At 53.3% G+C, this 23,210-nt stretch carries 20 protein-coding genes; 11 read left to right on the top strand and 9 right to left on the bottom strand.

The genetic code is table 11. The annotated features are described in order from the left end of the window. The first annotated feature begins 39 nt into the window (after window positions 1-39). Window positions 40-1,014, top strand: coding sequence for an NAD(P)-dependent alcohol dehydrogenase (locus GN111_RS23045; protein ID WP_155306010.1), 975 nt, complete (start codon window positions 40-42; stop codon window positions 1,012-1,014). A gap of 9 nt (window positions 1,015-1,023) precedes the next feature. Here GN111_RS23045 and GN111_RS23040 read toward each other — a convergent pair whose 3' ends face one another. Further along, window positions 1,024-2,298, bottom strand: coding sequence for an amidohydrolase family protein (locus tag GN111_RS23040; protein ID WP_155306009.1), 1,275 nt, complete (start codon window positions 2,296-2,298; stop codon window positions 1,024-1,026). 299 nt (window positions 2,299-2,597) lie between these two features. On the opposite strand from GN111_RS23040, the gene GN111_RS23035 reads away from it, so the two are divergent. From GN111_RS23035 to GN111_RS23020, 4 genes are all read left to right on the top strand, one after another. Then, window positions 2,598-5,228 carry a PocR ligand-binding domain-containing protein gene (locus GN111_RS23035; RefSeq protein ID WP_155306008.1) on the top strand — a complete coding sequence of 877 codons (2,631 nt, stop codon included), beginning with the start codon at window positions 2,598-2,600 and terminating at the stop codon, window positions 5,226-5,228. A 14-nt stretch (window positions 5,229-5,242) separates the two neighbouring features. Then, complete coding sequence (locus GN111_RS23030; RefSeq protein WP_155306007.1) at window positions 5,243-6,013, top strand: substrate-binding periplasmic protein; 771 nt, start codon at window positions 5,243-5,245, stop codon at window positions 6,011-6,013. Between the two features lie 14 nt (window positions 6,014-6,027). Beyond that, a complete protein-coding gene (locus tag GN111_RS23025; RefSeq protein WP_155306006.1) occupies window positions 6,028-6,501 on the top strand; it encodes an EVE domain-containing protein in 474 nt (157 codons plus the stop codon). A gap of 88 nt (window positions 6,502-6,589) precedes the next feature. Then, complete coding sequence (locus GN111_RS23020) at window positions 6,590-7,366, top strand: hypothetical protein (protein WP_155306005.1); 777 nt, start codon at window positions 6,590-6,592, stop codon at window positions 7,364-7,366. 9 nt (window positions 7,367-7,375) lie between these two features. Here GN111_RS23020 and GN111_RS23015 read toward each other — a convergent pair whose 3' ends face one another. Together GN111_RS23015 and GN111_RS23010 are read right to left on the bottom strand one after the other, a co-directional pair. Beyond that, window positions 7,376-8,110 (bottom strand): acyl-[acyl-carrier-protein] thioesterase, encoded by a 735-nt coding sequence (locus tag GN111_RS23015; RefSeq protein WP_155306004.1) that lies wholly within the window; start codon window positions 8,108-8,110, stop codon window positions 7,376-7,378. 15 nt (window positions 8,111-8,125) lie between these two features. Continuing rightward, complete coding sequence (locus GN111_RS23010) at window positions 8,126-11,752, bottom strand: DUF3683 domain-containing protein (RefSeq protein WP_155306003.1); 3,627 nt, start codon at window positions 11,750-11,752, stop codon at window positions 8,126-8,128. Between the two features lie 250 nt (window positions 11,753-12,002). Here GN111_RS23010 and GN111_RS23005 point away from each other — a divergent pair, with 250 nt between their 5' ends. From GN111_RS23005 to GN111_RS22980, 6 genes are all read left to right on the top strand, one after another. Next, complete coding sequence (locus tag GN111_RS23005) at window positions 12,003-12,425, top strand: hypothetical protein (protein WP_155306002.1); 423 nt, start codon at window positions 12,003-12,005, stop codon at window positions 12,423-12,425. After that, complete coding sequence (locus tag GN111_RS23000) at window positions 12,418-13,488, top strand: sodium/calcium exchanger protein (RefSeq protein ID WP_197740404.1); 1,071 nt, start codon at window positions 12,418-12,420, stop codon at window positions 13,486-13,488. The genes GN111_RS23005 and GN111_RS23000 overlap by 8 nt, the downstream gene beginning before the upstream one ends. Window positions 13,489-13,527: 39 nt before the next feature. Then, the gene (locus GN111_RS22995; RefSeq protein ID WP_155306001.1) at window positions 13,528-14,730 is read left to right on the top strand and encodes an ABC transporter substrate-binding protein; all 1,203 of its coding nucleotides are present in this window, start codon (window positions 13,528-13,530) and stop codon (window positions 14,728-14,730) included. Between the two features lie 87 nt (window positions 14,731-14,817). Beyond that, the gene (locus GN111_RS22990; RefSeq protein WP_155306000.1) at window positions 14,818-16,656 is read left to right on the top strand and encodes an ATP-binding protein; all 1,839 of its coding nucleotides are present in this window, start codon (window positions 14,818-14,820) and stop codon (window positions 16,654-16,656) included. A gap of 30 nt (window positions 16,657-16,686) precedes the next feature. Further along, window positions 16,687-17,004, top strand: coding sequence for a carboxymuconolactone decarboxylase family protein (locus GN111_RS22985; RefSeq protein ID WP_155305999.1), 318 nt, complete (start codon window positions 16,687-16,689; stop codon window positions 17,002-17,004). A 435-nt stretch (window positions 17,005-17,439) separates the two neighbouring features. Then, window positions 17,440-18,021, top strand: coding sequence for a hypothetical protein (locus GN111_RS22980; protein ID WP_155305998.1), 582 nt, complete (start codon window positions 17,440-17,442; stop codon window positions 18,019-18,021). On the opposite strand, the gene GN111_RS22975 is transcribed toward GN111_RS22980, so the two are convergent. The 6 genes from GN111_RS22975 to GN111_RS22950 form a co-directional block, all read right to left on the bottom strand. Continuing rightward, a complete protein-coding gene (locus GN111_RS22975; protein WP_170302420.1) occupies window positions 17,907-18,632 on the bottom strand; it encodes a substrate-binding periplasmic protein in 726 nt (241 codons plus the stop codon). The two genes, GN111_RS22980 and GN111_RS22975, sit on opposite strands and share 115 nt — an antisense overlap. Window positions 18,633-19,121: 489 nt before the next feature. Beyond that, complete coding sequence (locus GN111_RS22970; RefSeq protein WP_155305996.1) at window positions 19,122-19,478, bottom strand: NifB/NifX family molybdenum-iron cluster-binding protein; 357 nt, start codon at window positions 19,476-19,478, stop codon at window positions 19,122-19,124. 69 nt (window positions 19,479-19,547) lie between these two features. Next, window positions 19,548-20,453: a hypothetical protein gene (locus GN111_RS22965; protein ID WP_155305995.1), complete on the bottom strand. Its 906-nt coding sequence runs from the start codon at window positions 20,451-20,453 to the stop codon at window positions 19,548-19,550. Window positions 20,454-20,493: 40 nt separating this feature from the next. After that, window positions 20,494-20,766, bottom strand: coding sequence for a hypothetical protein (locus GN111_RS22960; RefSeq protein ID WP_155305994.1), 273 nt, complete (start codon window positions 20,764-20,766; stop codon window positions 20,494-20,496). Window positions 20,767-20,778: 12 nt separating this feature from the next. After that, complete coding sequence (locus tag GN111_RS22955; RefSeq protein ID WP_155305993.1) at window positions 20,779-22,002, bottom strand: hypothetical protein; 1,224 nt, start codon at window positions 22,000-22,002, stop codon at window positions 20,779-20,781. Between the two features lie 100 nt (window positions 22,003-22,102). Next, the gene (locus GN111_RS22950) at window positions 22,103-23,200 is read right to left on the bottom strand and encodes an MBL fold metallo-hydrolase (protein ID WP_155305992.1); all 1,098 of its coding nucleotides are present in this window, start codon (window positions 23,198-23,200) and stop codon (window positions 22,103-22,105) included. Between the last annotated feature and the right edge of the window lie 10 nt (window positions 23,201-23,210).

The raw sequence follows: 23,210 nt of genomic DNA, 5'->3' as shown, positions 1-23,210 counted from the left end.
TTGGAAAAGACATTCTCTCCCTGGAGTAGCAGGCGAAATATGAAAGCAGTTGTCTACGAAAGATACGGTCCGCCGGATGTTCTCGAAATCAAGGAAGTTGCCATACCGGTACCCAAGGGCAACGAGGTTCTCATCAAGGTGAAGGCGACGACAGTGACATCCGGGGATCGGCGGTTGCGCAGCATGGACGTGCCGGCCGGGTTTCGGCTCATATCGCGCCTGGCTTTCGGACTGATGCGGCCGAGGAGGAAAATTCTCGGCATGGAATTGGCCGGCAGGATCGAAGCGATTGGAAAAGACGTGAATCGATTCAAACCGGACGATGCCGTGTTCGCCCTATGCGGCGCTGAAATGGCGGCCCATGCTCAATACAAATGTATGCGGGCGGACCAGGCCATCGCTGCCAAGCCATCCAACCTGACCTGGGACCAAGCTGCGGCGATCCCCTTTGGCGGGACGGCCGCCTTGTATTTTTTGAAAAAAGCATCGCTGAAACGTGGAGAAAAAGTGCTGGTAAACGGCGCTTCCGGCAGCGTGGGCATCGCTGCGGTGCAGCTTGCCAGGCATTTCGGTACAGAGGTAACCGGGGTGTGCAGCACCGCCAACGTGGCGCTGGTGAAATCTCTGGGCGTCGAACGGATAATCGACTATACTCGGGAGGATTTCACGAAAACGGATGACACCTATGACGTTATCGTCGATACTGCCGGTACGGCCGGTTTCTCCCGGAGCAGGGGTTCACTGAAGGAAGGCGGCCGCCTGCTTCTGATTGTAGGCGGATTACCGGACATGCTTCAGATCCCAAGGGCGGCTATGACCGGTAGTCGGCGAATCATTGCCGGCGCGGCAAGCGGGAGCGGAGAAGATCTGCATTTCCTCGCGGGGTTGGCCGAGGCTGGAGAATTCAAGCCGGTGATCGACCGGCAATACCCCCTGGAACAGATCGTCGATGCGCACCGCTACGTCGATACCGGCCGCAAAAAGGGAAACGTCGTCATCACGATGTTTCCTTGAGTCTTAAAATCAGGACATAAACAACCTTCTGTCACGATCCCCCGCCCGGATCAGATTGCCCCCGACGATGGTATATTCAGGAAGGATTCGTCTGCCGCAGGTCAATGCATGGCCACCGGTATCGACGTATTCAAACGTGCCGTCGGCAATGGAAAAAATCGTCAAATCCATGGGCCTTCCGATTTGTATTTCAGATTCTACCGTCAGCAGCCGCCTTGGCCGGGAGGAAATTCGCGAGGTCACCTCTTCGAGGCTCAATCCCAGGGCGAAAAATTTCGAAGCGACATTGGCCAAGGTTCGGCTTTTGAACCAGGAGGGCAGCAGCCACAAGTCCGAACTGATCGTGAAATCCATGAAATCCCGGTCGAACGCCCTTTTTGCGGAGTCGAATTCAAAACTTCCCACGCCATGACCGACATCGAAAAGGATTCCTTCGGCTTTTGCGTGAAGGGCTTCGCCCCTCATATTTCCGGAGGCATCGACAACGGAATTATTACTTTTTCTGAAACAATGGGTGATGATGTCTCCGGGTTTGGACATTTTCAGAAAATCGGTGATCGACGGTTTCGGATTGCCAAGATGGTACATCACCGGCAGTTGCCGTTCTCTCCCCAGTTTCGCCGTCACATCCGCCAGATAAGCCGGATTCTCGTCCGGCGCGTTCATTGAATCCAGACGTACTTTCAATCCCTTGATGACATCTGGATGTTGATCGATGAGACGACGTGCGCCATCGACATCCTCTATGCCGGGCTTGCTTTTAAAGAAAATGTTTTTAATTTGGATGCCGTTTTTCCTGACATTGAGAAAAACATAAACCGGGATCTTGGCGTGCTTGCAGAACCGGTTCATGAACGCGTCAAATGTTTCGGGACCATATGTTCCCGCTTCCACCATCGCCGTAATGCCCATTTCGGGGCCCAAAAGATCGAAATCGACGCCGATGCCGCCCAGGTGGCAGTGAAAGTCAATCCATCCCGGCGATATGAAAAAACGCGAACAGTCGATGACCTTGGCGTCCGCAACCCCGGAACCACCCTTCTCCTTTCCAATCTTTGTAATGAGGCCGTTTTCTACGACCAGGTCCGCTTTTTCGAAGCTTCCGTTCAGAAAAACCGATCCATTTTTGAGGAGATAGACAGGGTGTCGGACCATGACGCCGGTACGCGATGACCGCTTGCCGCACCCCGAAAGCAAGCCTGCATTCAGAAGAAAAGGAAATGCAACGGCGCTGTTACCCACCGTTTTGAGAAAACGTCTGCGGCTGGTCTTAAGGTATGGCATTTACGATATATTAGCGAAGCTGGGGGATTAAAAGTCAAAAAATGGGGGTAGCCAACATCCGGCATCGGCGGCCTGGCCCCTTTTTCCGGCAATCTTACCGGTTGTCGTTCGGGTTGCCAAGAAAAAAGGAGATCAAGCCGGACGTGTTGACACAAATGGCTTTTCATCTTAACTTTTTACACTAATGCACTTTCCTGACGTTGCAGTCCTCATGCACATCCTGGCAGTTCTCGACGCTCTGTTTACGATCAGTTTCCAATAATATCAGGTATAGCGCACCTGGAGGAGACCGAATCATCATGGCCGGAAAACCAACGTACGAAGCTTTGCTCCAACAGGTCCGGGAACTGGAGAACTCCCTGGCCGAAAAAGATCGCACAGAAAAGGCCCTGAATCGGCGGATCCTTGCGCTGACCCAGCCCCGTGACAATGCCGAGGGGCTCGAACTGGAAGACCTGTTCGATATGGAGGATATCCAGCGCCTCCAGGATGAATTTGCCAGGGCCACCGGCGTAGCTTCGATTATCACCCGGGTGGATGGCAGCCCGATCACTCGGCCGAGCAATTTTTGCAGGCTATGCGAAAAAATTATTCGCAAAACGGACAAGGGGTTTGCCAACTGCTGCAAATCCGATGCGGCTCTCGGCAAGCTGAGTTCCGACGGACCGATCATCCAGCCCTGCATGAGCGGCGGTCTCTGGGATGCGGGTGCCGGCATCTCGATCAGCGGAAGACACATTGCCAACTGGCTCATCGGGCAGGTTCGCGACGAAACACAAACCGAGGAGAATATGCGCAGGTACGCGCGTGAGATCGAGATCGACGAGGCGACCGTGATCGAGGCTTTCCGGGAGGTGCCGTCCATGTCCGTCGAGACGTTCACAAATATTGCCCGGATGCTCTTCACCCTGGCCAACCAGTTGTCTGCCATCGCCTATCAGAACATTCAACAGGTCCGGTTCATCGCCGACCTCAAGCAGACGGAAGAGGCCCTGAAAGAGAGCGAGGCTCGCCTGCAGACCTTGATCCGGACCCTTCCCGACCTGATCTGGTTGAAAGATCCCCAGAGCGTCTATCTTTCCTGCAACCCGCGCTTCGAAGCGCATTTCGGGGCCAGGGAAAAGGACATCGTCGGCAAAACAGATTACGACTTTCTCAGTAAAAAAAAAGCTGAACTTTATCGCAAGGAGGATCGGCAGGTCCTTGAAAAAGGAGGCCCGATCCGGAATGAAAGCGAGTTTATTTTCGCCAGCGATGGCCATCGCGAAATTCTCGAAACCATCAAGACTCCCATGTACCGCAGCGACGGCCGACTCATAGGGGTGCTGGGGATCGGCCGCGACACCACCGACCGAAAAAAAGCCGAAACAAGGCTGCAGCGCTCCCGCGTGAGATATCAGTCGCTTTACCAGGAATCCCTGAAACGGACGCGGCTATACGAATCCCTGCTTAAATCCGTTCCCATGCCTCTGGTGATATACAACCTCGACGGCCAGGCGATTTATGTCAACCCGGCGTTTACAAGTACCTTCGGGTTTACCATGCAAGACGTCAAGGGTCGGCGCATCCCCTTCGTTCCCGAAGAAGAAAGGGAAAGATCGACAGCCGGCATCAGACAGGTGCTCGGTGGCGAGCCCGTTTTCAGCATGGAAACTCGCCGGTCTACCAAGGACGGCCGCATACTGGATGTCCTGCTCAGTTCTTCCTGTTACGACGACGATACGGGCAACCGCGCCGGAATCGTCGTCTTTCTCCGGGATGTCACCCAGGTGAAACAGACCGAAGCGCAGCTCCTGCAGGCTCAGAAGATGGAATCCGTGGGCCGATTGGCCGGAGGGGTGGCCCATGACTTCAACAACATGCTCAGTGTGATCCTCGGCTATACCGAGCTGGAGTTGGCAAAACTGGACGAGACCCAACCGCTTTTCAGGAGCCTGAAGGAAATCCGCAAGGCAGCCAGCCGTTCGGCCGATCTCACCCGGCAGCTTTTGGCCTTCGCCCGTAAGCAGACCGTCACCCCCAAAGTGCTCGATCTGAACAAGACCCTGGAGGGTATGCTGAAAATGCTGCGCCGCCTTCTGGGAGAAGATATCGATCTGATCTGGCAGTCGGAAGGAAATCTCTTGCCCGTCAAGCTGGACGCCTCCCAGGTCGACCAGTTGCTGACCAATCTTTGTGTAAACGCCCGTGATGCAATCGAGAATGTGGGCAAAATCGTCATCGAAACGGGCACGCAGATCCTGGACGAAGCGTATTGCAGGCAGCACCGGGGATTTCTTCCCGGGGAGTATATCATGCTGGCGGTCAGCGACGACGGCTGCGGCATGGACAAGGAGACCCAGGACAAAATTTTCGAACCGTTTTTCACCACCAAAGGGTCTCGGCAAGGCACCGGATTGGGGCTCTCCACGGTCTACGGGATCGTCAAACAGAACAACGGTTTTATCAACGTTTACAGTGAACCGGGCCAAGGGACCACGTTTCGGATCTACCTGCCGAGCTATATGGGAGAGGCAGTTGAGGATATAAAACGGGAAGCTGAGACGATTCCCCGCGGCAGCGGGGAAGTAGTGCTCATCGTAGAGGACGAACCGCTGATTTTGACGCTGGCTGAAAAAATGCTGAAAACCCTCGGTTATTCGGTTCTCCCGGCGGACAGTCCCAAGAAAGCGCTGCAGTTGGCCGAGGCGCACACCGGCGATATCGAGTTGGTCGTCACCGATGTGGCTATGCCCGAGCTGAACGGACGGGAACTGGCCGAACGCCTTAAAAAGCTTTACCCCGACATCAAATACCTCTTCATGTCCGGCTACACCGCCAATGTGATCGCCCATCGCGGTGTGTTGGATGAGGGCGTGAATTTTATCCAGAAGCCCTTTTCCACGCGTGAACTGGCTCAGAAAGTCAGCGAGGCGATAACAAGCGAATAGAGCATGGGGAAATAATGAGAAAAAGTCTGTTTGCAGCCGTTTTCTTATTTACTGTTTTCGTCATTCAGCCTTTTGACCTGAGGGCAGAAGAACTGAAACTGTCCATTTATCATTATCCGCCTTATGTCATTGCTGCGGAAAAGGACGACTGGATAAGCGGAGTCGATGTCGATGTGGTAAAGGAAATCGCCGGAAGAATGAATCTCGATGTTTCTTTATACAGATGCCCATGGAAGCGCTGCCTGAAAAGCATGGAAGTAGGTACCGTCGACGTCCTGACCAATGCGGTAAAAAAGCCGGACAGAGAAAAATATATGCTCTACTGTGATAAGCCTTTTCTTACCGATTTTCCTATTGTTTTCTATTTCAAAAAAGGGAAAGGACGTGCTGTCAGAACCTATGAGGACCTTTACAATTACACAATCGGTTACGAGCGAGGAGCCGTTTACTTTAACCGCTTTGACAATGACACAAAGCTGAAAAAAGTCCCCTGGCATACATACAACAAGCTTCTAAACCTGCTGAATGCGGAACGCATTGACGGTGTCATCGGATACAAAGAGCCTTTAAATTATATCATTTCCGAAATGGGGTTGCAGGGGGCGTTTGAAGAGACGTCTTACAGGTGTCCGGCAAGTCATAACGAGTCTTATATCACGGTGAGTAAAAAATCTCCGCTGGCGTCCCGGTTCGCCGAATTCAATCGAATTCATGGGCAGTTATTGGAAACTGGGATTGTCGACAAAATAAAGAAAGCGTATTTTGAGAAGTATTCTTCTAAATGATTATGGAGAGGCATATGAACTATTGGCTGATGAAATCCGAGCCTTCGGCATTCAGCATCGATGATCTGAAATCGATGCCAAACCGGACGGAACACTGGGACGGCGTGCGCAATTACCAGGCCCGCAACATGATGCGCGATACGATGAAGGTCGGCGACCGTGCCTTTTTTTATCACTCCAACTGCAAAGTGCCGGGGATTGTCGGATTGATGGAAGTGGTGCGCGAAGGCTACCCGGACCATACCGCCTTCGAACCCGACAGCAAGTATTTCGATGAAAAAAGCGATCCAAACAACCCGCGCTGGTACATGGTGGACATCAAATACCTGCGGCACACCAGGCGGGTTATCTCCCTGGCCGAAATCAAGGACCATGCATCGCTTGAAAACATGCCCCTGGTGCGCAAGGGCAACCGGCTTTCAATCATGCCTGTGTCCAAAAACGAGTGGGACTTCATTCTGTCCCTTGAGGATCGGCCGGAGCGGTAGGTCGATTTCACCTGTGGCAGTACTCGCATCGGACGAATACCTCTCGCGGTGAATACGACACCCATCCATAATGAAAAAGGAAATTCTATTGAAACAAGCCAAGGATCCGAAGTATATTCGAGGTATTTACAATTACTGTGATCGTTGGTGTGAACGCTGCCAATTTACTTCCAGGTGCTTGAATTGCGCCTTGACGGAAGAGACGTTCGGCAATCTCGAAGAGATCGATATTCGGAATAAAGAATTCTGGGAAAAGCTGTCCGGGTTGTTTCGAGACACAATGGAAATGATTGCCGAGTTAGCGCTGCAAAAAGGTATCGATTTAAATTCGTTCGAAAATGAAAATCAGAAAAATTTAGTATCAAAACAAAGTGAAAATCGAATATCGAATATGTTATTCCATCTGGCAGAGGAATACGCCGTTTCGGCGCGGAGGTGGCTCCAGTCCAACAAGGATCTGCTGCATCGGACACAAGATCAAATGACGCGAATCCGTCTTCTTTCTTCGGAAGAAAATCCTGAAAAAGAATTTGCGAATATAAAAGACTCCATTGAAGTAATCAAATGGTACCTGTTTCAGATTGGTGTCAAGATTAAGAGGGCCAGCGAAAATCAATGCGAGGATATCGTCACAAAAGAAGACGATCTTCCTGATGATTCCGATGGATCGGCCAAAGTTGCGCTAATCGGCATAGAAAAATCGATGGCGGCTTGGCATATACTATTGAACAACTTTCCTGAACAAAGAAAAGAAGTAATTCAAAAAATATTGCACCTGAAGGATCTGAGAAAAAGAACTGAACTCGGCTTCCCAAATGCAAGAGCCGTTAAACGACCGGGCTTCGATGATCCAAAAGAAATCTAACCTTTTATTTCACAGCGCATCCTTCGTGCGGACAAAACCGGCGGCAAAGACCGTCTCCTGCTGAAAAAACCGGAAATGGATCACATCGTTGTCCTTTACCAGCCCGCCCTGAATGGCCTGGACATGACGGTCGATCTCCTTCAGGTACTGGATGCCTACTTCTCCGATGCTGCCGCCGGCAATGCCCGAACGTTTGATCAGGGTGTCCAGGTAATCCAGGTAAACCGTATTGTTCACATGGCCGTTGGGGTCGTAATCCCCCTCACGGGTGGTCAGGGCCAGCGTCTCTTCGGGTTCGAAGGTCTTGTCCACGGCAAAATCGATGGCACCGGGTTCCAGCGCTTCGTCCCGTTCATCGGTGTAGGGTGCCGATACCCGCTCCGGAATCTTGGCAATACGCTTGCGGCCGATATCGTAGTAGAGCCATTGACTGGCAGCGGCGGCAACCTGCTCGTCCCCGCACAGAACGAAAAAATCCCTGCCGGCCCGGAATCCGGCCGATCCCTTGTGCCAGGTCCTCACGGTGAGCGGTTCCCGGTATCCGGGCATCCGCTGGATCTTAACCCGTATCCTGTTCAGGATCCAGACCGCACCGGCGGCGACCATGGTCTGCGTATCCAGGCCCACCGAATCCGAATGGTTCAGGGCCGCCCGCTGGAGCCGCTGGAACAGCGCCGGCAGCTTCATGCGAAAATCGGTGTCCACTTCTTCGTATTCCACAATGGATGTCTGCTCGATTTTCATGCAATCCTCATTGTCTTAAAAGTCGAGGGCCCGCGCCCGTTTGCGCCACGCAAGCGTTTCCTCGAACCATTTCTCCCCGTCCAGCCCCTCGGCCAACTCCTCTGCCAGGTGCCGGACCCGGATTCCCAGGGTTTCCTGCCGACCGAGACCGGACAGGCAGGAGGGGCAGTTGGTGAGGACGATCTTCTCCACGTCCACCGACTCGCCCATCGCATTTAGCAGCGCATCCTGTTTACGCGCCCGCATGGCCGCGGCAATATCGGGCCGGCTCAAGGCCAGGGTGCCGGCCTCGCCGCAGCAGTGGGGCACGGCGACAACCGGGCTTCCCAGGCGGCCCAGTAAGACTTCTCCCTCCCCTTCCAGAGAATCGTGGCAGGGCGCATGATACATCCGGGGCCCCGGAATTTCGACCGTAAGGCCGTGATCCACGGCCAGCCGGCTGACATCGACAATCGAACAGCCGAATATGGCGGGGGCCTGCATATCGACCAGGGATTCCATGCAGGTGCCGCAGCTGACGGCCAGGGCATCGAAACGCAGGTGGCCCAGCCGCTCACGGATCTGGTTCAGAATCACCGCCGTGCGCATGGCCTGGCGGCGATGCAGATCGGTTTTGGCGTTGACCCGCGCCGGAAAGCCGCAGCACAGAAACGGCGGCGGCAGAATCACACGGGCGCCCGTGGACAGCATAACATGGATGGAGGCCAGGGCCACCCGTGAATAGAGGCGTTCGGAACCGCAGCCGGGAAAATAGAAAACCGTGCGCCGGATGTCGCCGGACGGTTCGACGATCACCGCCTGATTCCTGCCGCAGGCCGGCAGGCGATCGAAAAGCGTTCCGGAAGGCACCTGCGGCATGGGCGTTCGCAGCAGCGCCAGCGGATCTGCCGGCCGCGGCGTTCCTGCACCCGGCAGATGCCGGAGCATCCAGGCGCCGGTCCGCTGAAGCCGGCTGCCCGCCCACAGGGCCGTGGGCCGCACCACGGCGTTGAACACCGGCGAACGGCTGTCCAGGTAGGTCAACGCCATGCTGGTGGCCGCTTTGGTCTTGCAATAGCGGCGGGCGGCGAGGATCTTGCGCTCCAGAATCGCGACTTCACCGCTGTCGATGTCCACCGGGCAGGGCGGCTGGCATTTGTGGCAAATGGTGCAGTGGTCGGCCACCTGGCCCAGATATTTTAAAGCGTTGAGTCCGGTGGAGCGGAAGCGCTGGGTCTCGTAAAGGATCGCTTCGATAAGGGCCACCACGGCCAGGTTCTTGTTGCGCGGGTGGTAAAACAGATTTTTCTGAGGATGAAACACGCAGCAGGGGGTCTTGCAGCGGCCGCAGCGCACACAGCCGGAAATTTTCTCGGCCAGGGCCTCCAGCTCGGCATGGCGCAGGATGCCGGCCTCCAGTTCCAGCAGGTTGAACGAGGGCGCGAAGACCAAACCCGGCGCCTGCGGATCGCTGAGCTTGCCCGGATTCATGATTCCGTCCGGGTCCACCTGCTCTCGATAGCGGGCCAGTTCCTCGAGGCGGTCCGGATCTAGGTACTTGAACTTGGTGAACCCAATGCCATGCTCCCCGCTGACAACCCCGTCCAGTTCCACCGCCTTGGCCATGACCGCATCGGCGGTTTCGGCGGCCCGGATCATCATCTCCCGGTCATTGGAAAACACCGGAACGTTGACGTGAATATTTCCGTCCCCGGCGTGCATGTGGGTGGCGATGACGATCAGGCGCGAACGCGTATCCGCATAGATCTCCTCGATTTCGCTGTTGATCTTGACGTAGCCGCTGAACAGTTCGGCCAGATCTTCCTTGAGCCGCCGGATGTGGGTTTCCTCCTGGAGGTGGTGCTTGCCGGCCAGCCGGAGACGCTCCAAGGCAGCCATGAACAATTCCTTGGCGGCGGGACGTTTGGCGGCCAGCCACTCGGGATCTTCCAGGGGCTGGGCCGTTTCCAGATGGGCGCCCAGGCGAAAAACCAGGTCCTTCTGGTTGCGGCGCTGCTCTTCGGCGTTGACGTCGTCGGCGAACTGGGCGAACTCGGCCAGGGCATCGATGGGCAGCACGATATCTTCGTTGAGCTTGAACGACCGGGTCCGGCGGGCGATGGCCCCCAGCCGTTTACGGTCCCGCCAGAAGCGCTCGGCCTCGCTCTCGGAATCGGCCACAAAGAGATGCGTGTTGGGGTAGAGCGACATCAATTGCTTGAGTCGCACCAGCCCCCGTTCAATCTGGGCGCGATCGTGCCCCACCATGTCCATGAGCAGCACCGCCTTGGGCAGATCCTGGCGGGGGGCCTTGACCTTGTAACCGATGGCCCGCACGTAGGCATCGTCGAAATGCTCCAGGGCCATGAGGGTCTCTTCTCCCCGGTTGGCAAACGCCTCGCAGATGGCGGCGATGGCCCGGCTGGCCTCGTCCATGTCCGCGCCGAAAAACTCCAGGCAGCAGGTGGCCTTCGCTTTGTAAGCCCGGTGGAGAATGAAGCGCGCCGACGTGATGATGCCGTCGGTGCCCTCTTTCTGGATGCCGGGCAACCCGGAAAGGGCCTTGTTGGTGATGTCCTTGCCCAGACCGGCCTGCCGGATCTGAAGTCCGTCCAGGGAGATCTTGCGCACGGTGGCGCCGGCATCGTCCAGCACATCGAAATCGATGCGGTCTTCGGGCCGGATGCGGCGCAGGCTGTGGGCGCTCCGCCGGACCGTGTAAAGCCGGCCGTCGGGCATGGCAATGGAAAAAGAGAGCAGGTTGTCGATGGCCGTGCCCCAGAGCACGGCGGTCTTGCCGCCGGCATTTTCGGCAATGTTGCCCCCGATGGTGCAGGCCCAGGCGCTGGTGGGATCGGTGGCAAAGACCAGGCCCTGTGCCTTGGCGGCGGTCATGGCCGCCTGGGTGATCACCCCGGCCTCCAGGTGAATGACGGGAACCGCCTGCCGCCCCTCCGCGGTCCCCATTTCAACGGTTTCGATGCCGTGGATGCGGTTGAGCCCTTCAGTGTTGACGATCACGCATCCGTTGTCCAGGGGTACGCTGCCGCCGGTCAATCCGGTACCCCCGCCCCTGGGGATAACCTTGAAGCCCTCGGCAGCCAATCCCCGGATCAATTCAGGGATCTGATCTTCACGGGTGGGGCGCACCACGGCCAGCGGCAGGTGCAGGCGCCAGTTGGTGGCGTCGGTCACATGGGCATTGAGTGTGAACGGGTCGGTGAAAATGTTGTCCTTGCCGATCAAAACGGCCAGGCGTTTGTGAATCCGCCGCTGGCGGTTGCCAATCTGCCGGATGTCGGTGTCGGTCGCTTCCAGGCAGCGGCGGCAGTCCTCCAGCACCGCCGATCCTTCGGGATGCCCGTCAGATTGATCGGGCACGGCAGCGGCCGCCATTTCCAGATCCAGGGCTGCGGCCTCGAAAAACCGTCGATGGCGTCGGGGGGAAACGATCAACTCGTTGCGTACGAAGGGATTGCGCCGCAGCATGAACATGTCGCCGAAAAAACGCATCAGGGGGTGCAGGGCCGGACCGCTGCCTTTGAGCAGCCGGCTTTTCTGCAGGCGCCGGTATCCACGGTCCCCGATGATCAGACGCACGATCTGACTGTCGTCGGCGCTGGTGTAATTGTACGGAATTTTCCGGATGTCGCTTGCTGCCATGGGCACTCTTTCTGTCTCACGGGAAAGCGGTTTTCAAATCACAATTCGGCGCAATTGGCAACCGCTGCGGTCTGATGGCTTTATTCATCAATCATTTCAAATGAGTATAATAATTTTAAAATGTTTTTTATGCAACGATGGGCAGAATGTGTTATAGAAAACGGTTAACTTCGTTCATAGCCATCACATTGCTTGATCGATCCTGTTCGTTCAGCATCATTCAGCCGGAATCGGCAGGGGGAGGAAAGGCATGTCAGGCGAAAGTCAGGAAAAAAGCTCCGCTTCATTCGACCGCGAAACCTACGTGAAAATGCTGATCGCCATTGCCCGGGCTGACAAGGAAAACGGCCCGCCGGAGTACCGTTTTATCCGCAAACAGGCCATCCAGATGGGCGTCAACTACGAAAAGGTCCTCCGGGAAACGGACCCGAATTTTGACATCGGCACCCATAAAGTCTCCCGCCTGACCGCCATGCGCGTTCTCAAAGATGCTATCATGATCGCCTCCATGGACGGCAACTTCACTCTGCCCGAAAAGCAGAAAATCTATACCTATGCGGAAAGATTGGACATTCCCCGCACCGATGTGGACACCCTTGAAGTTCTCGTCGGCGAGTTGAAAGCGCTGGATGAGCGATGGAAGGATTTGGTAGCCGGGCACACTGATGAATAACGACGGATTTCTCGACTCCCTTATGGGTATCCTCAACTCGGTGTCGGCCAATCTGAAGGCGGTTCTTACGCGGCTGGACGGTCTATGGCAGTTTCTTTCGTCGCTGGACCCCTGGTTTTCGCTGATCCTGTTTCTGGCCTGCTCCATGCTCATGGTCTACCGCCTCAACGTTTTAGAGCGCAAGGGCCTCGAAGGCACTGTCCTGGGCACGCTGGTCATGCCCTATGCCTCCGGATTCCCCAACCTGGTGTTTGCCTTTTCCCTGGGCCGCCAGGGCGGCAGCGGCGCGGTCATCGTCGAGAACTGCATCGTCAACAACGTCACCAACCTGACCCTGCTCATCGGGCTGCCGGCCCTGATCTGGGGCCTGAACATCGCGACGAACCGGTCTGTGCGCAATGTGCGCCCTTCCGCATCCAAACTCCAGCAGCTTAACACCCTTTCTTTGATGCTCACCCTCGTGGCCCTGTTTTTTTTTACCGGCGCCCTGTGGGCATTGGGGCGTGACGGCCGCCTGGATTTCGGCGACGGTCTGGTGCTGGTGGGCCTTTTTCTCTTCTGGCAGGTCCTGCACGTATTCGACGTTCTCAAATACAACATCCACCAGCGGCGCTCGCTGCCGTGGACTGTCTTCGTGGACGTCCTGCTGGTGGTGGTTCTCGGGGCCGGTGTGCTTTCCGGCATCGACCGGCTGGTGGTTTGGGTCATGGCCCTGGGTCCCGGCTTTATTCTCTACGATCAGCTGGGCATTCTCAGCGGCTGCCTCATGGTGCTGCCCAACGCGGTTCTGGCGATGTACTATGCCTGGGCCCGACGGGCGGATATTGTTTACAGCTCCCAAGTGGGAGACGGCCATATCTGCATCCCCATGTGCATCGGCCTTTTTGCCCTCTTTTCCGTCATCCAGGTACCGGACCGAATGGTTCTGGGCATCCTGGTGATTCTCGGGGCCGGACTGCTGCATCTATTTTTCGTCGCCATTATCGGCCGGCTTCCCCGGTTCATGGGGGCATTGCTGACCATTGCCTATGGGGTGTTCCTGTACACCGGATTCATGGGATAAACATATCGCAGGAAGTCTAAAATCTGCGCTGCCGTTCCAATGAAAAACAACCAGACCCAATTCATCATTTTATGGATTGCCCTGACCGCTGTTCTGCTTCTTGGCGCCTGCCAGGACGCCGGCAGGGATCAGTTGACGGCCGATCTGCAAACCGGCATCACCGATGACGAAATTTTGATTGGGTCATCGCTGGCCATGGGAGGGCACGCCGGATATCTGGGCACCCAGACCCTGCACGGAGCCATGGCTTATCTGCGGCACATCAATGGCGCCGGCGGCGTCAACGGCCGCCGCATCCGGGTCGTGGCCTACGACGACGGCTACGATCCGCCCCACTGCCTGGTGAACACCCAGCGCCTGCTCATCGAAGACCGCGTCTTTGCCCTTTTTTGTTATGTGGGCACCCCCACCACCGTAAGGGTACTTCCTCTGATCGAAGAGGCCCGCATCCCCCTGGTGGGGATGTTCACCGGCGCGAATGCCCTGCGGGAACCGTTGAATCCCTATTTGATCAATGTCAGGGCGTCTTACTACCAGGAAACCGCCGCCGCTGTCCGCTACCTGGTCGAACGCCTGCACATCAGGGAGATCGCCGTTTTCTACCAGTACGACGCCTATGGATTCGACGGATTGCGCGGTACCGAACTGGCATTGAAGGCGCACGGTCTGGTGCCGGTTGCCAATGGCAGTTATGTCCGGGGAACCCTGGATGTGGAAGCCGGTCTGGATCGTATCCGCGCCAGCGGGGCGCGTTCCGTGGTAATGATCGGCACCTACGAACCCTGCGCCAAGTTTATCCGCATGGCCAGGGAAGGCGGCTATGATCCGGTGTTTTACAATGTCTCTTTCGTGGGAGCGGATGCACTGGCCCGCCTGCTGGGCAAAAAAGGGGAAGGCGTTATTGTCTCTCAGGTGGTGCCTCCTCCCGAAACCATCGGAGAAGACAAACCGCTTTGGGGGGCCGAAGAATACGTCAAGCTTCTGGCGGCCTACTATCCGGAAGACCGCCCCAACTTCGTCGGCCTCGAAGGGTATATCAACGCCCGCGTGCTGGTGGAAGGGCTGAGGCGTGCCGGCCGGCAATTGGACCGGGAATCCTTTGTCCGGGCCATCGAGTCGATTCGAGATTACGATTTGGGCATCGCCAATCCGCTTTCCTTCAGTCCCCAGGACCATCAGGGCCTGGAGCGGGTTTATTTTACAAAGATAGAGGGAGGGCGGTTCGTACTGCTGGAAGACTGAGTGTTTCGTTCATAGCCCCGGCACTGACCGGTTTGAACGTCGTTGACCAAAACATCGAAAAAGAGCGGTCAATTCACCTGGAGCCCTATGCCACTGGAAAAGATTAAACGCTCCTCTTTGAAGAACAAAATCTTCTTCTCCATCACATTGGTGATTCTTCTCATCAGCGTGCTGATCGCCCTTTTTACCCGATGGGTGCTTATCTCCAGCCTGACATCCGAACTCAAACGGCGGGGGCTGGGAATCGGCCAGAGCATCGCCGAAAGTTGTCGGGGTCCTATTCTTACGGAAGACATTCCACAGCTCACCAGCCTCCTGTTCGACGCCCGCCTGGGCGAACGTAAGCTTCTTATCGTCTATGTCTACATTCAGGATAAAAAGGACCGTGTGCTGGCCCACACCTTCACCCGTCCTTTTCCCCAGGGCCTGATCGATGCCAACCCCCTGCCTCCCGATCAGCCCCACGCCATCCGCTTGCTGAAGATGACGGGCAGCTCCGTTTATGACGTGGCCATCCCGGTGCTGGAGGGAATCTACCGGATCGGAAACGTTCACCTGGGGGTGGATAAAAACCATATCGATCAGTTGATCGGAAAACTGCGCACCACCTTTTTGGGGTTTGTTTCCACGGTAACCATCATTTTTTTCGTCATCAGCCACGGCCTGGCGCGCTACATCACCCGCCCGATTTCGCAGCTTACCCGGGTTTCCGATGAAATCAGCCGGGGGAATTTCAATTTTTCCGTGCCATTGGAAAACCGCATGAGCGGTGAAGACGAGGTTCGCCAGTTGGCCAGTTCCTTCATGAACATGGCCCAGCGGATCAAAGAATCCCAGGTTCGCCTGCAGGAGTCAGAGGCCAAATACCGGTCCCTCTTCAACAGCGGCCCCAACCCCATTTTCGCTCTGGATCAGAACCGGCATCGCATACTGGATGCCAATCCCAGGGCCGAGGCCGTGTTCGGCTACTCGCGGGAAGAACTTATCGGACGGCCCTTTTCGGACTTGGGCCCCATTGACGATTCGGGGCAGCAGTGCTTTGGCGGGAAAAACGAAGAGGTGGCCATTTCCAAGGTACAATATGCGAAAAAGGACGGCAGCCCCATCCACGTCAACGTGCATGCCATCCCGGCCCGTTACGAATCCGTTGATGCCCTGATTGTGGCCACCACGGACATCAGCGAAATGGTCGAAAAAGACAGCCAACTGATTCAGGCCAGCAAAATGACCACCCTGGGGGAGATGTCCGCGGGCATCGCTCACGAGGTCAACCAACCCCTCAACGCCATAAAAATGGGCAGCGAATTTCTGGAATTCATGGCCCAGTCCGGAAAAAAGATTCCCCAGGCAGATCTGTTACACGTGGTGGCGGAAATCAGCGGACAGGTGGATCGGGCCGTGGCCATCATTCAGCGGCTGCGGGATTTCGGACGCAAATCGGATTTCAGTAAAAACCAGGTGCAGATTAACGACTGTGTACGGAGCGTTATAGAGATCATCGGCCGGCAGTTGACCCTGCAGAACATTCGCCTGGACCTTGAGCTTTCGGAAGGGATCGCGCCGGTGATGGCCCACAACAATCGCCTGGAGCAGGTGATTTTCAACCTGCTCACCAACGCACGCGATGCGATCGTTCAGCGGCAGGAAAGCGGAGACGAAGACCTCGATCATTGCATCCGCATCTCCAGCGGACAGGACAACAGGCATGTTCGCCTGACCGTATCCGATACTGGAGTGGGCATTTCGGATACGGTCAAGGATCGGATCTTCGAAGCTTTTTTTACCACCAAGCAGATGGGCGAAGGCATGGGGCTGGGGCTGTCCATCACCAATGAGATCGTCGAGGATTACGGCGGCACCATCCGGATCGGCAGCGGCATCCATGGCGGCACCGCCTTCGTTCTCACTTTTCCGGCCGCAGGGTAACAGATTATGAGAAAAATGAAAGGAGACAATATGTATCTTCCAAAAGTCTACCAGCAATTCCAGGAACGGTTCCCTGAAGTCTTCAACCATTTCAAACAGCTCGGCAAAGCGACCAGGGAGGCGGGCCCCCTGGACGAGAAAACCCAGGACCTGATCAAACTGGGCATCGCTGCGGGTGCAAACTCGCGTGGGGGCGTGATGTCTAATACCCGCAAAGCCATGGCCGCTGGCGCAGTGGTTGAAGAAGTAGAACATGCCATTCTTCTGGCGATGACCACCACCGGTTTTCCCAACACAATTGCGGCTTTGAGCTGGGTGCAGGAAGTGTTGGCAGAAACGAAAAGCTGATTTCATTTCAATGAACTACACCGCCGCAAGTAGCTGGGTATTAGAACCGCTGCTTCGCGATAAAACTGGGCCTATAATTCGATTTTTAGCTCTGAAAATCGCAATATAGCACCCTTTCAGGTCATGATTCGCGACATTTTTTATTTAATTACAAGTGGTTGAGATAGGCGACCCGATCTTTAAGTAACTTTTCCCAATAGCCAAATAATTAGAAGCCCAATTCGGCTCCTAATCCGGTATATGATTGGATTAGAAGGCCAATTGGGCTTCTAACCCGATTAGGTCTGCAAAATGGTCGTACTATAAAGCGGCTATTAGGCCGTCTAAACTAGGATAAGCGGTGCTGCGTTCCGCTTATCGGGCCGTGAGATGCGATGAATACACCTATCAATAAATCATTCATAGATAAGTACCATAACGGAAGTTGATTTGCCCATGAAACGTAAAAATCCTTTTATAGTTTCCGGTCTGACCGCAGGCATGTGCGCCTTCGGCATTTTCTGTTTCGTGCATTTCTGCCCCACATCCCCCTTTAACCCCGCAACCATGATAGCGGACCACTGGCTGGTGGTTTTCAGCGCATTGATTCTGAGCGCGCTGCTGGGCGTTCTGTGGACAGGTGATATTTTTCAAAGCATCATGCTGGCATTGGGAGGATTTTTTTTGCTGACCGGTTTCTACTTTATGGGCAACGGCATGCTGGACTGGCACAGCCCGGCAGTGAAAAAATACTATGTGACAGCCAAAGGCAAAGAGTACGAAGATGCCGGTTCAAAGCCGGGATACTGGAACTATTTCCTAAAAGGTCGGACTTCACAGGGGCAGCGGTTTCGTTTTTCCACCTCGGTGGGGCATATCACTTATCAGGAGTGGGAAACCGCCAAGTCCGAGAGCTGGGATTATTATATTGAAGTCCATGAACGTCCAGGGGCCTTTGGCACAACCTGGCGAGAAATCAAGGGATTAAGGCGGGACCACTCGTCTTTGTATGACGAATGTTTACTTACGCACAAATAAAAAGATACTGAAGACAAATTATTAGGCAAAATTTTAATTAGAGGGTCGTAGCCTTGGCGGTGCATTTCAAAAATGGTCCGGTTGGATAAAATAACAACATCAGCTCGACCTTGAATTAAGAAAGGGAAGATACTATCGATATCCGACAGCCAATGGACATTCATATTTTTTAAATGCTGCTGGGCCCATCCATCTCCGAGATAGTCAACAACCTTATAATCTTTGAGTTGCTCAATGGTCGCTATTTGTTCTATTTCGCTAATCCTTGGATGATTTCGCCGAGTAGCAAGTTTAAGTGTAAATACGATGATTGGTTCATTTCCAACCACCGTGTAGCTGCGCCGCTCTTGAGTTGGCAGGGTAACAAACGCATCGGCCAGACCAGTTTTTACCATTTCTTGAGCACGCTTCCATGGATATCCAAGATGGGAAACTGGAATGCCCAATCGTTTTCCAACGGCCTCATCTACAATATCAACAAGGATGCCACGGACTGTGCCATTTTCACTCCATGAACGCGGTCGATAATCGTCATAATACACAAAACGCATTGGTTCTTCAGCCAAAACGAGCGTGGGAAGCAATAATAGAAAAATTAAGATCACTCGCATCTTAGACACATAAGCTGAATAAAGTTCACCTAAGCCAGCACATCGGCATTTATGCTGTCCTTCACTTTGTTTGCAACAATCTCCACTATCAATAGCGTCAAGTTGGGGCATAATAGAGAGTTGGAAGCAAACGAATGTTTTAAGCTACCACATAATATATCGTTAATTCAACCAATCCTTGTTCGATACGCCAAGGCTAAAAAAATAGAATCCGTTCAATTTTAGGCAAAACGATTCCAGCTACACGCGGTACTCGTGTTCATTATCACTGTACAGGTATTCCAGGGAGGCACGGTCTCTTGAGGAAAGACGCAGGACTTGAGCAAATTGGGTATCGTTGCAGATGCAAACGCACTTGAAGCGCGATGTCGAATGGACGTAAAATCATGTTTGCCGGCGCGACGGTTGAGCCAGCATTATCAATCCGTTTGAGCTTGGTTGTCAGATCCAGAGCTTTACCGTAAGGCATCGTTGATATTGAGAAAGCGTTTACTTCCGCTCGCCGTTTGGGTTAAAACCCGGCATGTAGAATTTCGGAGTATCCAGGCAGCCATCCAAATACGCCGATAGCACGTCCTCAACCTCACCGGCTATTCCATTGGTCAATTCGATCTTGACGCACTTGAGAATTTTCCCGAAAGCCTCACTGATACCACCACAAATAATAACGGTAACTCCCAAATTTTCGATAATACGACACCTTTCGTTCAAGGTCATATTGTCGAGGAAGATACTTTCGCGACCGACTTCAGATCCATTTTTACAATTGATCACCAGCATATGCTTGCATGTATCAAATACCGGTGATACCCGCTTCCGAAATGTCGGGATGGCAATCTTTGTCATTTTAAAGATTCTTTATTCTTAGCGCAAATAGCCTTTGTATTTGCATCGCTATTCATAAAGTTACTTTTATCAGTGACAACCGCATGACGAGGCTAATTCAGAAACATAGTGCCTGTGCGCAAGGGACCACCAATTCTTGTTGATGGTTATCGGCAGGTTTCCATCCACTTCTTCATCATGAAAATGACCACAGGCGAATATTCGCCTGTAGAAAGGCGATTCTCCGCATTCTTCTATATCGATCTGCATGGGTTCAGTATTTATCTGCTCATGACAATCAGCTGCAGCATAAAGGACGGTCAACCTGTAACCGTTGATGGCCTTGTTCGGCTTGGCACTCACTTTGCCACGTTCGATAACGACTTCAAAACCAGGTGTTTTGGAACATTGAACCTGAACAGGTGCCTGTTTGCCGGCATTGGCATACAGGCACATTAAACAGTCAAACAAGGGGTAAGCGATTTCCAATCCCGGAATATCCCGATCGATCTCGTCCACGACAAACTTTCGGGCAATATCCAGGACTGGAAAGATTTGATCTGTTTTGGAAGCATAGCGGCTTCGAAGGATGTCCAGCGTTTCAACACAGAAGCTGGCCATATTTGCCTCGTCATCCATAGTAATTTCAAGCATCGCTATATTAAAAAGATCCGAAGGGATTTTTTCTTTGCACTCGAAAACCGGTGTATGTGTTTCATCGAAAAAGCTGCTTTGAATAAGTTTTTGCTCAATGAAAGAAAACGATGAATAACACGCGTTATCAGGATACGGATAACATTTGACGGCAAAAACGGCTTTACTGAAAGCCTTACCTTTGTGTTTCTCTTCTTCGGTATCTATAAGCGCTAAATGATAAACACCGGGGGCATCTGCCAGCCAGATGTACCACGCAGGCGGGCCTCCCCATACCTGGCTGAAACCCTTTAGACCGACATCGGCCCTGAATTGCTCGCTCCAGGACGAAACAATCAGCATCCCTTCGATCCGGCTTCTGAAAAAGCTTTCGAGTTCGATGTTAAAATCCCCCTTTTTTAATAAAAAGTTCCTTCACGATATCTTTTTTCGGACGGCCTTCTGTTTCAATATCGTACTTTCTGGCGGTTTCAAGCAGGATATCATCCGGATACGCCAGTGTCAGGGCATAGCTCGATTCATAGGAATCGAAGAATTGGTCGAACTCGGCTTTCTGTCGCGCTTCTTCCAAGCCGTCTTCAAATCCCTGCAAACATCGACCCGCCTGATGCAGAAAATAATCGCTCAGAAACCGCCGTCTGCTGCTATCCGCCATGGTTCGTCCTGTCTATTTCTTTCTTTTTAACGGCCATCCATCAAAGAATTCGCTCTGTACCAAAATGATACTTAAAAACAGCAATGCCCAAACCAACGGAGTATCCCCCGGTTGGGCAAAACCTTCCACTTTGGCCAGAAAAAAGGTGGCCAGCGGTGAATAGTAAAACCAGTAAATGAGCAATCCTAAGACAACAGCGATGATACTTCGGATCAGAGCTCGCAGCCACAGGCTGTCAAGGTTGGGAAAATTGTTAAAATAGTTTTTCCAGATAAATGCCGCTAAAATAAAAAAACCGGCAATTTCACCGGCGTGGATATATCGCCAGTCCGGGCCATCCGTATACTGACCGCCCACGAACGGCTCCATCCACACATAATTAAAAATCATCAGTAGAATAAATATCAGGATAATGCCGAAGGTCAGGGTGCTGAAAAATACGACAAACCCTTTGCCGAAGGTGCTTTCGCCGTCCACTTCATACCGATTCCAGGGTTTGCCCTCCCACAAGAGGTCGGAAAAGACGATCCAAACAAGCGTACAGAGAATGAGCCCCAGGCTGAAAAAGGCGCTGCCGGTGCCGGCTAATTCCTCCCACCAGGGAGTCACGGCAGCTTTATCCTGCGCGGGATAAAAAAGATAGCAGACATGGGAATGGAAAAGGAGAATATAGAAAAGTACTACAAAAAAAAGGATCGCAAACAACTTGGACCATGCCTGTACGCCATAAGTGTCATTCTGCCAGGGCCAGCGCCCGAAACCAAGATCCCAGAACAGCGCCATCCAAAGAAATGCTGTAAAAAAGTAGACAATGGCCGTGGAGGCGTTTTCCCGCGCCACAAAGGGCTCTGCCCCGATACCGCCGGAAGCCACAATGGAATCCGGACTGAAATAGGCGATACCGAATTTTCCGATAAAGCCCCAGAAAACGATGTAATTCAACCCGATCATTAATAAAAAAGCGATGATCGTCAACAGGATTCCTTTGGTGATCGGCTTGTCTTTCTGGAATAGTCGATTATACCATGCAGGCCATTTGAGAACTTTTGCCATGAGAATAATGCCCGATAAAAATACCACGATCAACGAAAAGCCATACATGGGCGTATACAATTTCATGACCGTATTTGGATTCATAAAAATATACCAGAGGAACCAGACGATCAAAAACACGGCAACAAGATTAACCAGTCCGAAAAAATAGTTGAATTTGAAATCCGAACTCTCCTCGGTCATACAAGCCTCCTTACGCTTTTAGGGGAAAAAGGGGAGCCTTGGGACAGGACATCCCCTTTCCTTCCATTCACCACATTGACCCTAAAGGCAGAGCGAATGATCAAAACGTGACAGTATCCCCATTGGTGAGGAAAACATTGCTGGCCTTGGCCACCGTTGAAAATTTCTTGTAGGATTTATATTTATCCGTCCCTTTAACTACCGGAACGCCTGATGCGGCCGCCTTTTCAGCCCATATCCAGCCGGTGCAGTGGTTGCAGCCGAGCTTTTGAATCTTGAAGGACTTTACGCCTTTGATGATATCGTCAAATTTGGGATCCCAGGTCTCAAACAGACTGATGTGCAGTCCGCCATAACAGCCATAGGGTTTATATCCCTGGAAGTTCCTTCTCGCATAGGAAAACAGTGAAAGAATTCCGGGATGGCAGCAGCCGGTTACCGTAACCACGCCTTTGTCTTTTACGTTGAAATAGAGAACGTTTTCACCCCGAACCCTCAAAAGAATCGGCACATCGAAATTTCGAACCGCCACGCCGGGCATCATTCGATAAATCCCTTCCCCGTTTTCACCTTTGGGATCGCACAGAACCAGTTTTCCCGTATGGGGGTAATCGTTCTTGCAGATATGATCCATCTGGCCGGTTTCTTTGTTCTTCGCTTTGTGATGGGCCTTGTCCTTGAGCAGCGCCATATCTTCGGGGTAGTAGGTTGCCGGCGCATACAAAGTGATATCCTGTTTGCGTTTCAACGTGGATTCGACGCCCCAATAATGATCCAGATGCCAGTGAGACAGAACCCAGAATTCGATTTCATCTTTGCTGATCAAGGAAGCGACATCGCTTTTTTCTTCGTAGATATAATCCATCCACTCATTGTTCCAACCGAAGTCCATCATGAATTTGCGTTCCTGGCCTTCGAGCGTGGTGACCGTAATCAAAACCGCATACCCACCGGCATTGTCCCATTTCCAGGGAATCGTGTATTGGTTGGTCATGGCCCCGCCGTAATCCATGATATCTTTTTTGAAAACATCGTTGTCGAACCAGCTCGTTTCCGTCAGCACATCGATTTTAAGTCCCTTGATTTCACCGATATCCAGCTTTTTGGCTGCTTCAGCACTGCTTGGAATCACAGCCCCTGTCATGGAAGAGGCTATCCCGGTGGCCGCCATTGATTTAAGAAAAGTCCTTCGTTTCATGAGTTCTCCT

The sequence above is a fragment of the Desulfosarcina widdelii genome, assembly GCF_009688965.1.
GTDB classification, from domain to species: domain Bacteria; phylum Desulfobacterota; class Desulfobacteria; order Desulfobacterales; family Desulfosarcinaceae; genus Desulfosarcina; species Desulfosarcina widdelii.
The sequence above is the reverse complement of the archived record's forward strand: the minus strand, read 5'-3'. Positions and strand labels throughout refer to the sequence as shown.

Excerpts from the sequence above, each read along its gene's own strand:
- GN111_RS23045 (WP_155306010.1), top strand. The coding sequence starts at position 40 with ATGAAAGCAGTTGTCTACGAAAGATACGGTCCGCCGGATGTTCTCGAA.
- GN111_RS23040 (WP_155306009.1), bottom strand. The coding sequence starts at position 2,298 with ATGCCATACCTTAAGACCAGCCGCAGACGTTTTCTCAAAACGGTGGGT.
- GN111_RS23035 (WP_155306008.1), top strand. The coding sequence starts at position 2,598 with ATGGCCGGAAAACCAACGTACGAAGCTTTGCTCCAACAGGTCCGGGAA.
- GN111_RS23030 (WP_155306007.1), top strand. The coding sequence starts at position 5,243 with ATGAGAAAAAGTCTGTTTGCAGCCGTTTTCTTATTTACTGTTTTCGTC.
- GN111_RS23025 (WP_155306006.1), top strand. The coding sequence starts at position 6,028 with ATGAACTATTGGCTGATGAAATCCGAGCCTTCGGCATTCAGCATCGAT.
- GN111_RS23015 (WP_155306004.1), bottom strand. The coding sequence starts at position 8,110 with ATGAAAATCGAGCAGACATCCATTGTGGAATACGAAGAAGTGGACACC.
- GN111_RS23010 (WP_155306003.1), bottom strand. The coding sequence starts at position 11,752 with ATGGCAGCAAGCGACATCCGGAAAATTCCGTACAATTACACCAGCGCC.
- GN111_RS23005 (WP_155306002.1), top strand. The coding sequence starts at position 12,003 with ATGTCAGGCGAAAGTCAGGAAAAAAGCTCCGCTTCATTCGACCGCGAA.
- GN111_RS23000 (WP_197740404.1), top strand. The coding sequence starts at position 12,418 with ATGAATAACGACGGATTTCTCGACTCCCTTATGGGTATCCTCAACTCG.
- GN111_RS22995 (WP_155306001.1), top strand. The coding sequence starts at position 13,528 with ATGAAAAACAACCAGACCCAATTCATCATTTTATGGATTGCCCTGACC.
- GN111_RS22990 (WP_155306000.1), top strand. The coding sequence starts at position 14,818 with ATGCCACTGGAAAAGATTAAACGCTCCTCTTTGAAGAACAAAATCTTC.
- GN111_RS22985 (WP_155305999.1), top strand. The coding sequence starts at position 16,687 with ATGTATCTTCCAAAAGTCTACCAGCAATTCCAGGAACGGTTCCCTGAA.
- GN111_RS22980 (WP_155305998.1), top strand. The coding sequence starts at position 17,440 with ATGAAACGTAAAAATCCTTTTATAGTTTCCGGTCTGACCGCAGGCATG.
- GN111_RS22975 (WP_170302420.1), bottom strand. The coding sequence starts at position 18,632 with ATGCGAGTGATCTTAATTTTTCTATTATTGCTTCCCACGCTCGTTTTG.
- GN111_RS22970 (WP_155305996.1), bottom strand. The coding sequence starts at position 19,478 with ATGACAAAGATTGCCATCCCGACATTTCGGAAGCGGGTATCACCGGTA.
- GN111_RS22965 (WP_155305995.1), bottom strand. The coding sequence starts at position 20,453 with ATGCTGATTGTTTCGTCCTGGAGCGAGCAATTCAGGGCCGATGTCGGT.
- GN111_RS22960 (WP_155305994.1), bottom strand. The coding sequence starts at position 20,766 with ATGGCGGATAGCAGCAGACGGCGGTTTCTGAGCGATTATTTTCTGCAT.
- GN111_RS22955 (WP_155305993.1), bottom strand. The coding sequence starts at position 22,002 with ATGACCGAGGAGAGTTCGGATTTCAAATTCAACTATTTTTTCGGACTG.
- GN111_RS22950 (WP_155305992.1), bottom strand. The coding sequence starts at position 23,200 with ATGAAACGAAGGACTTTTCTTAAATCAATGGCGGCCACCGGGATAGCC.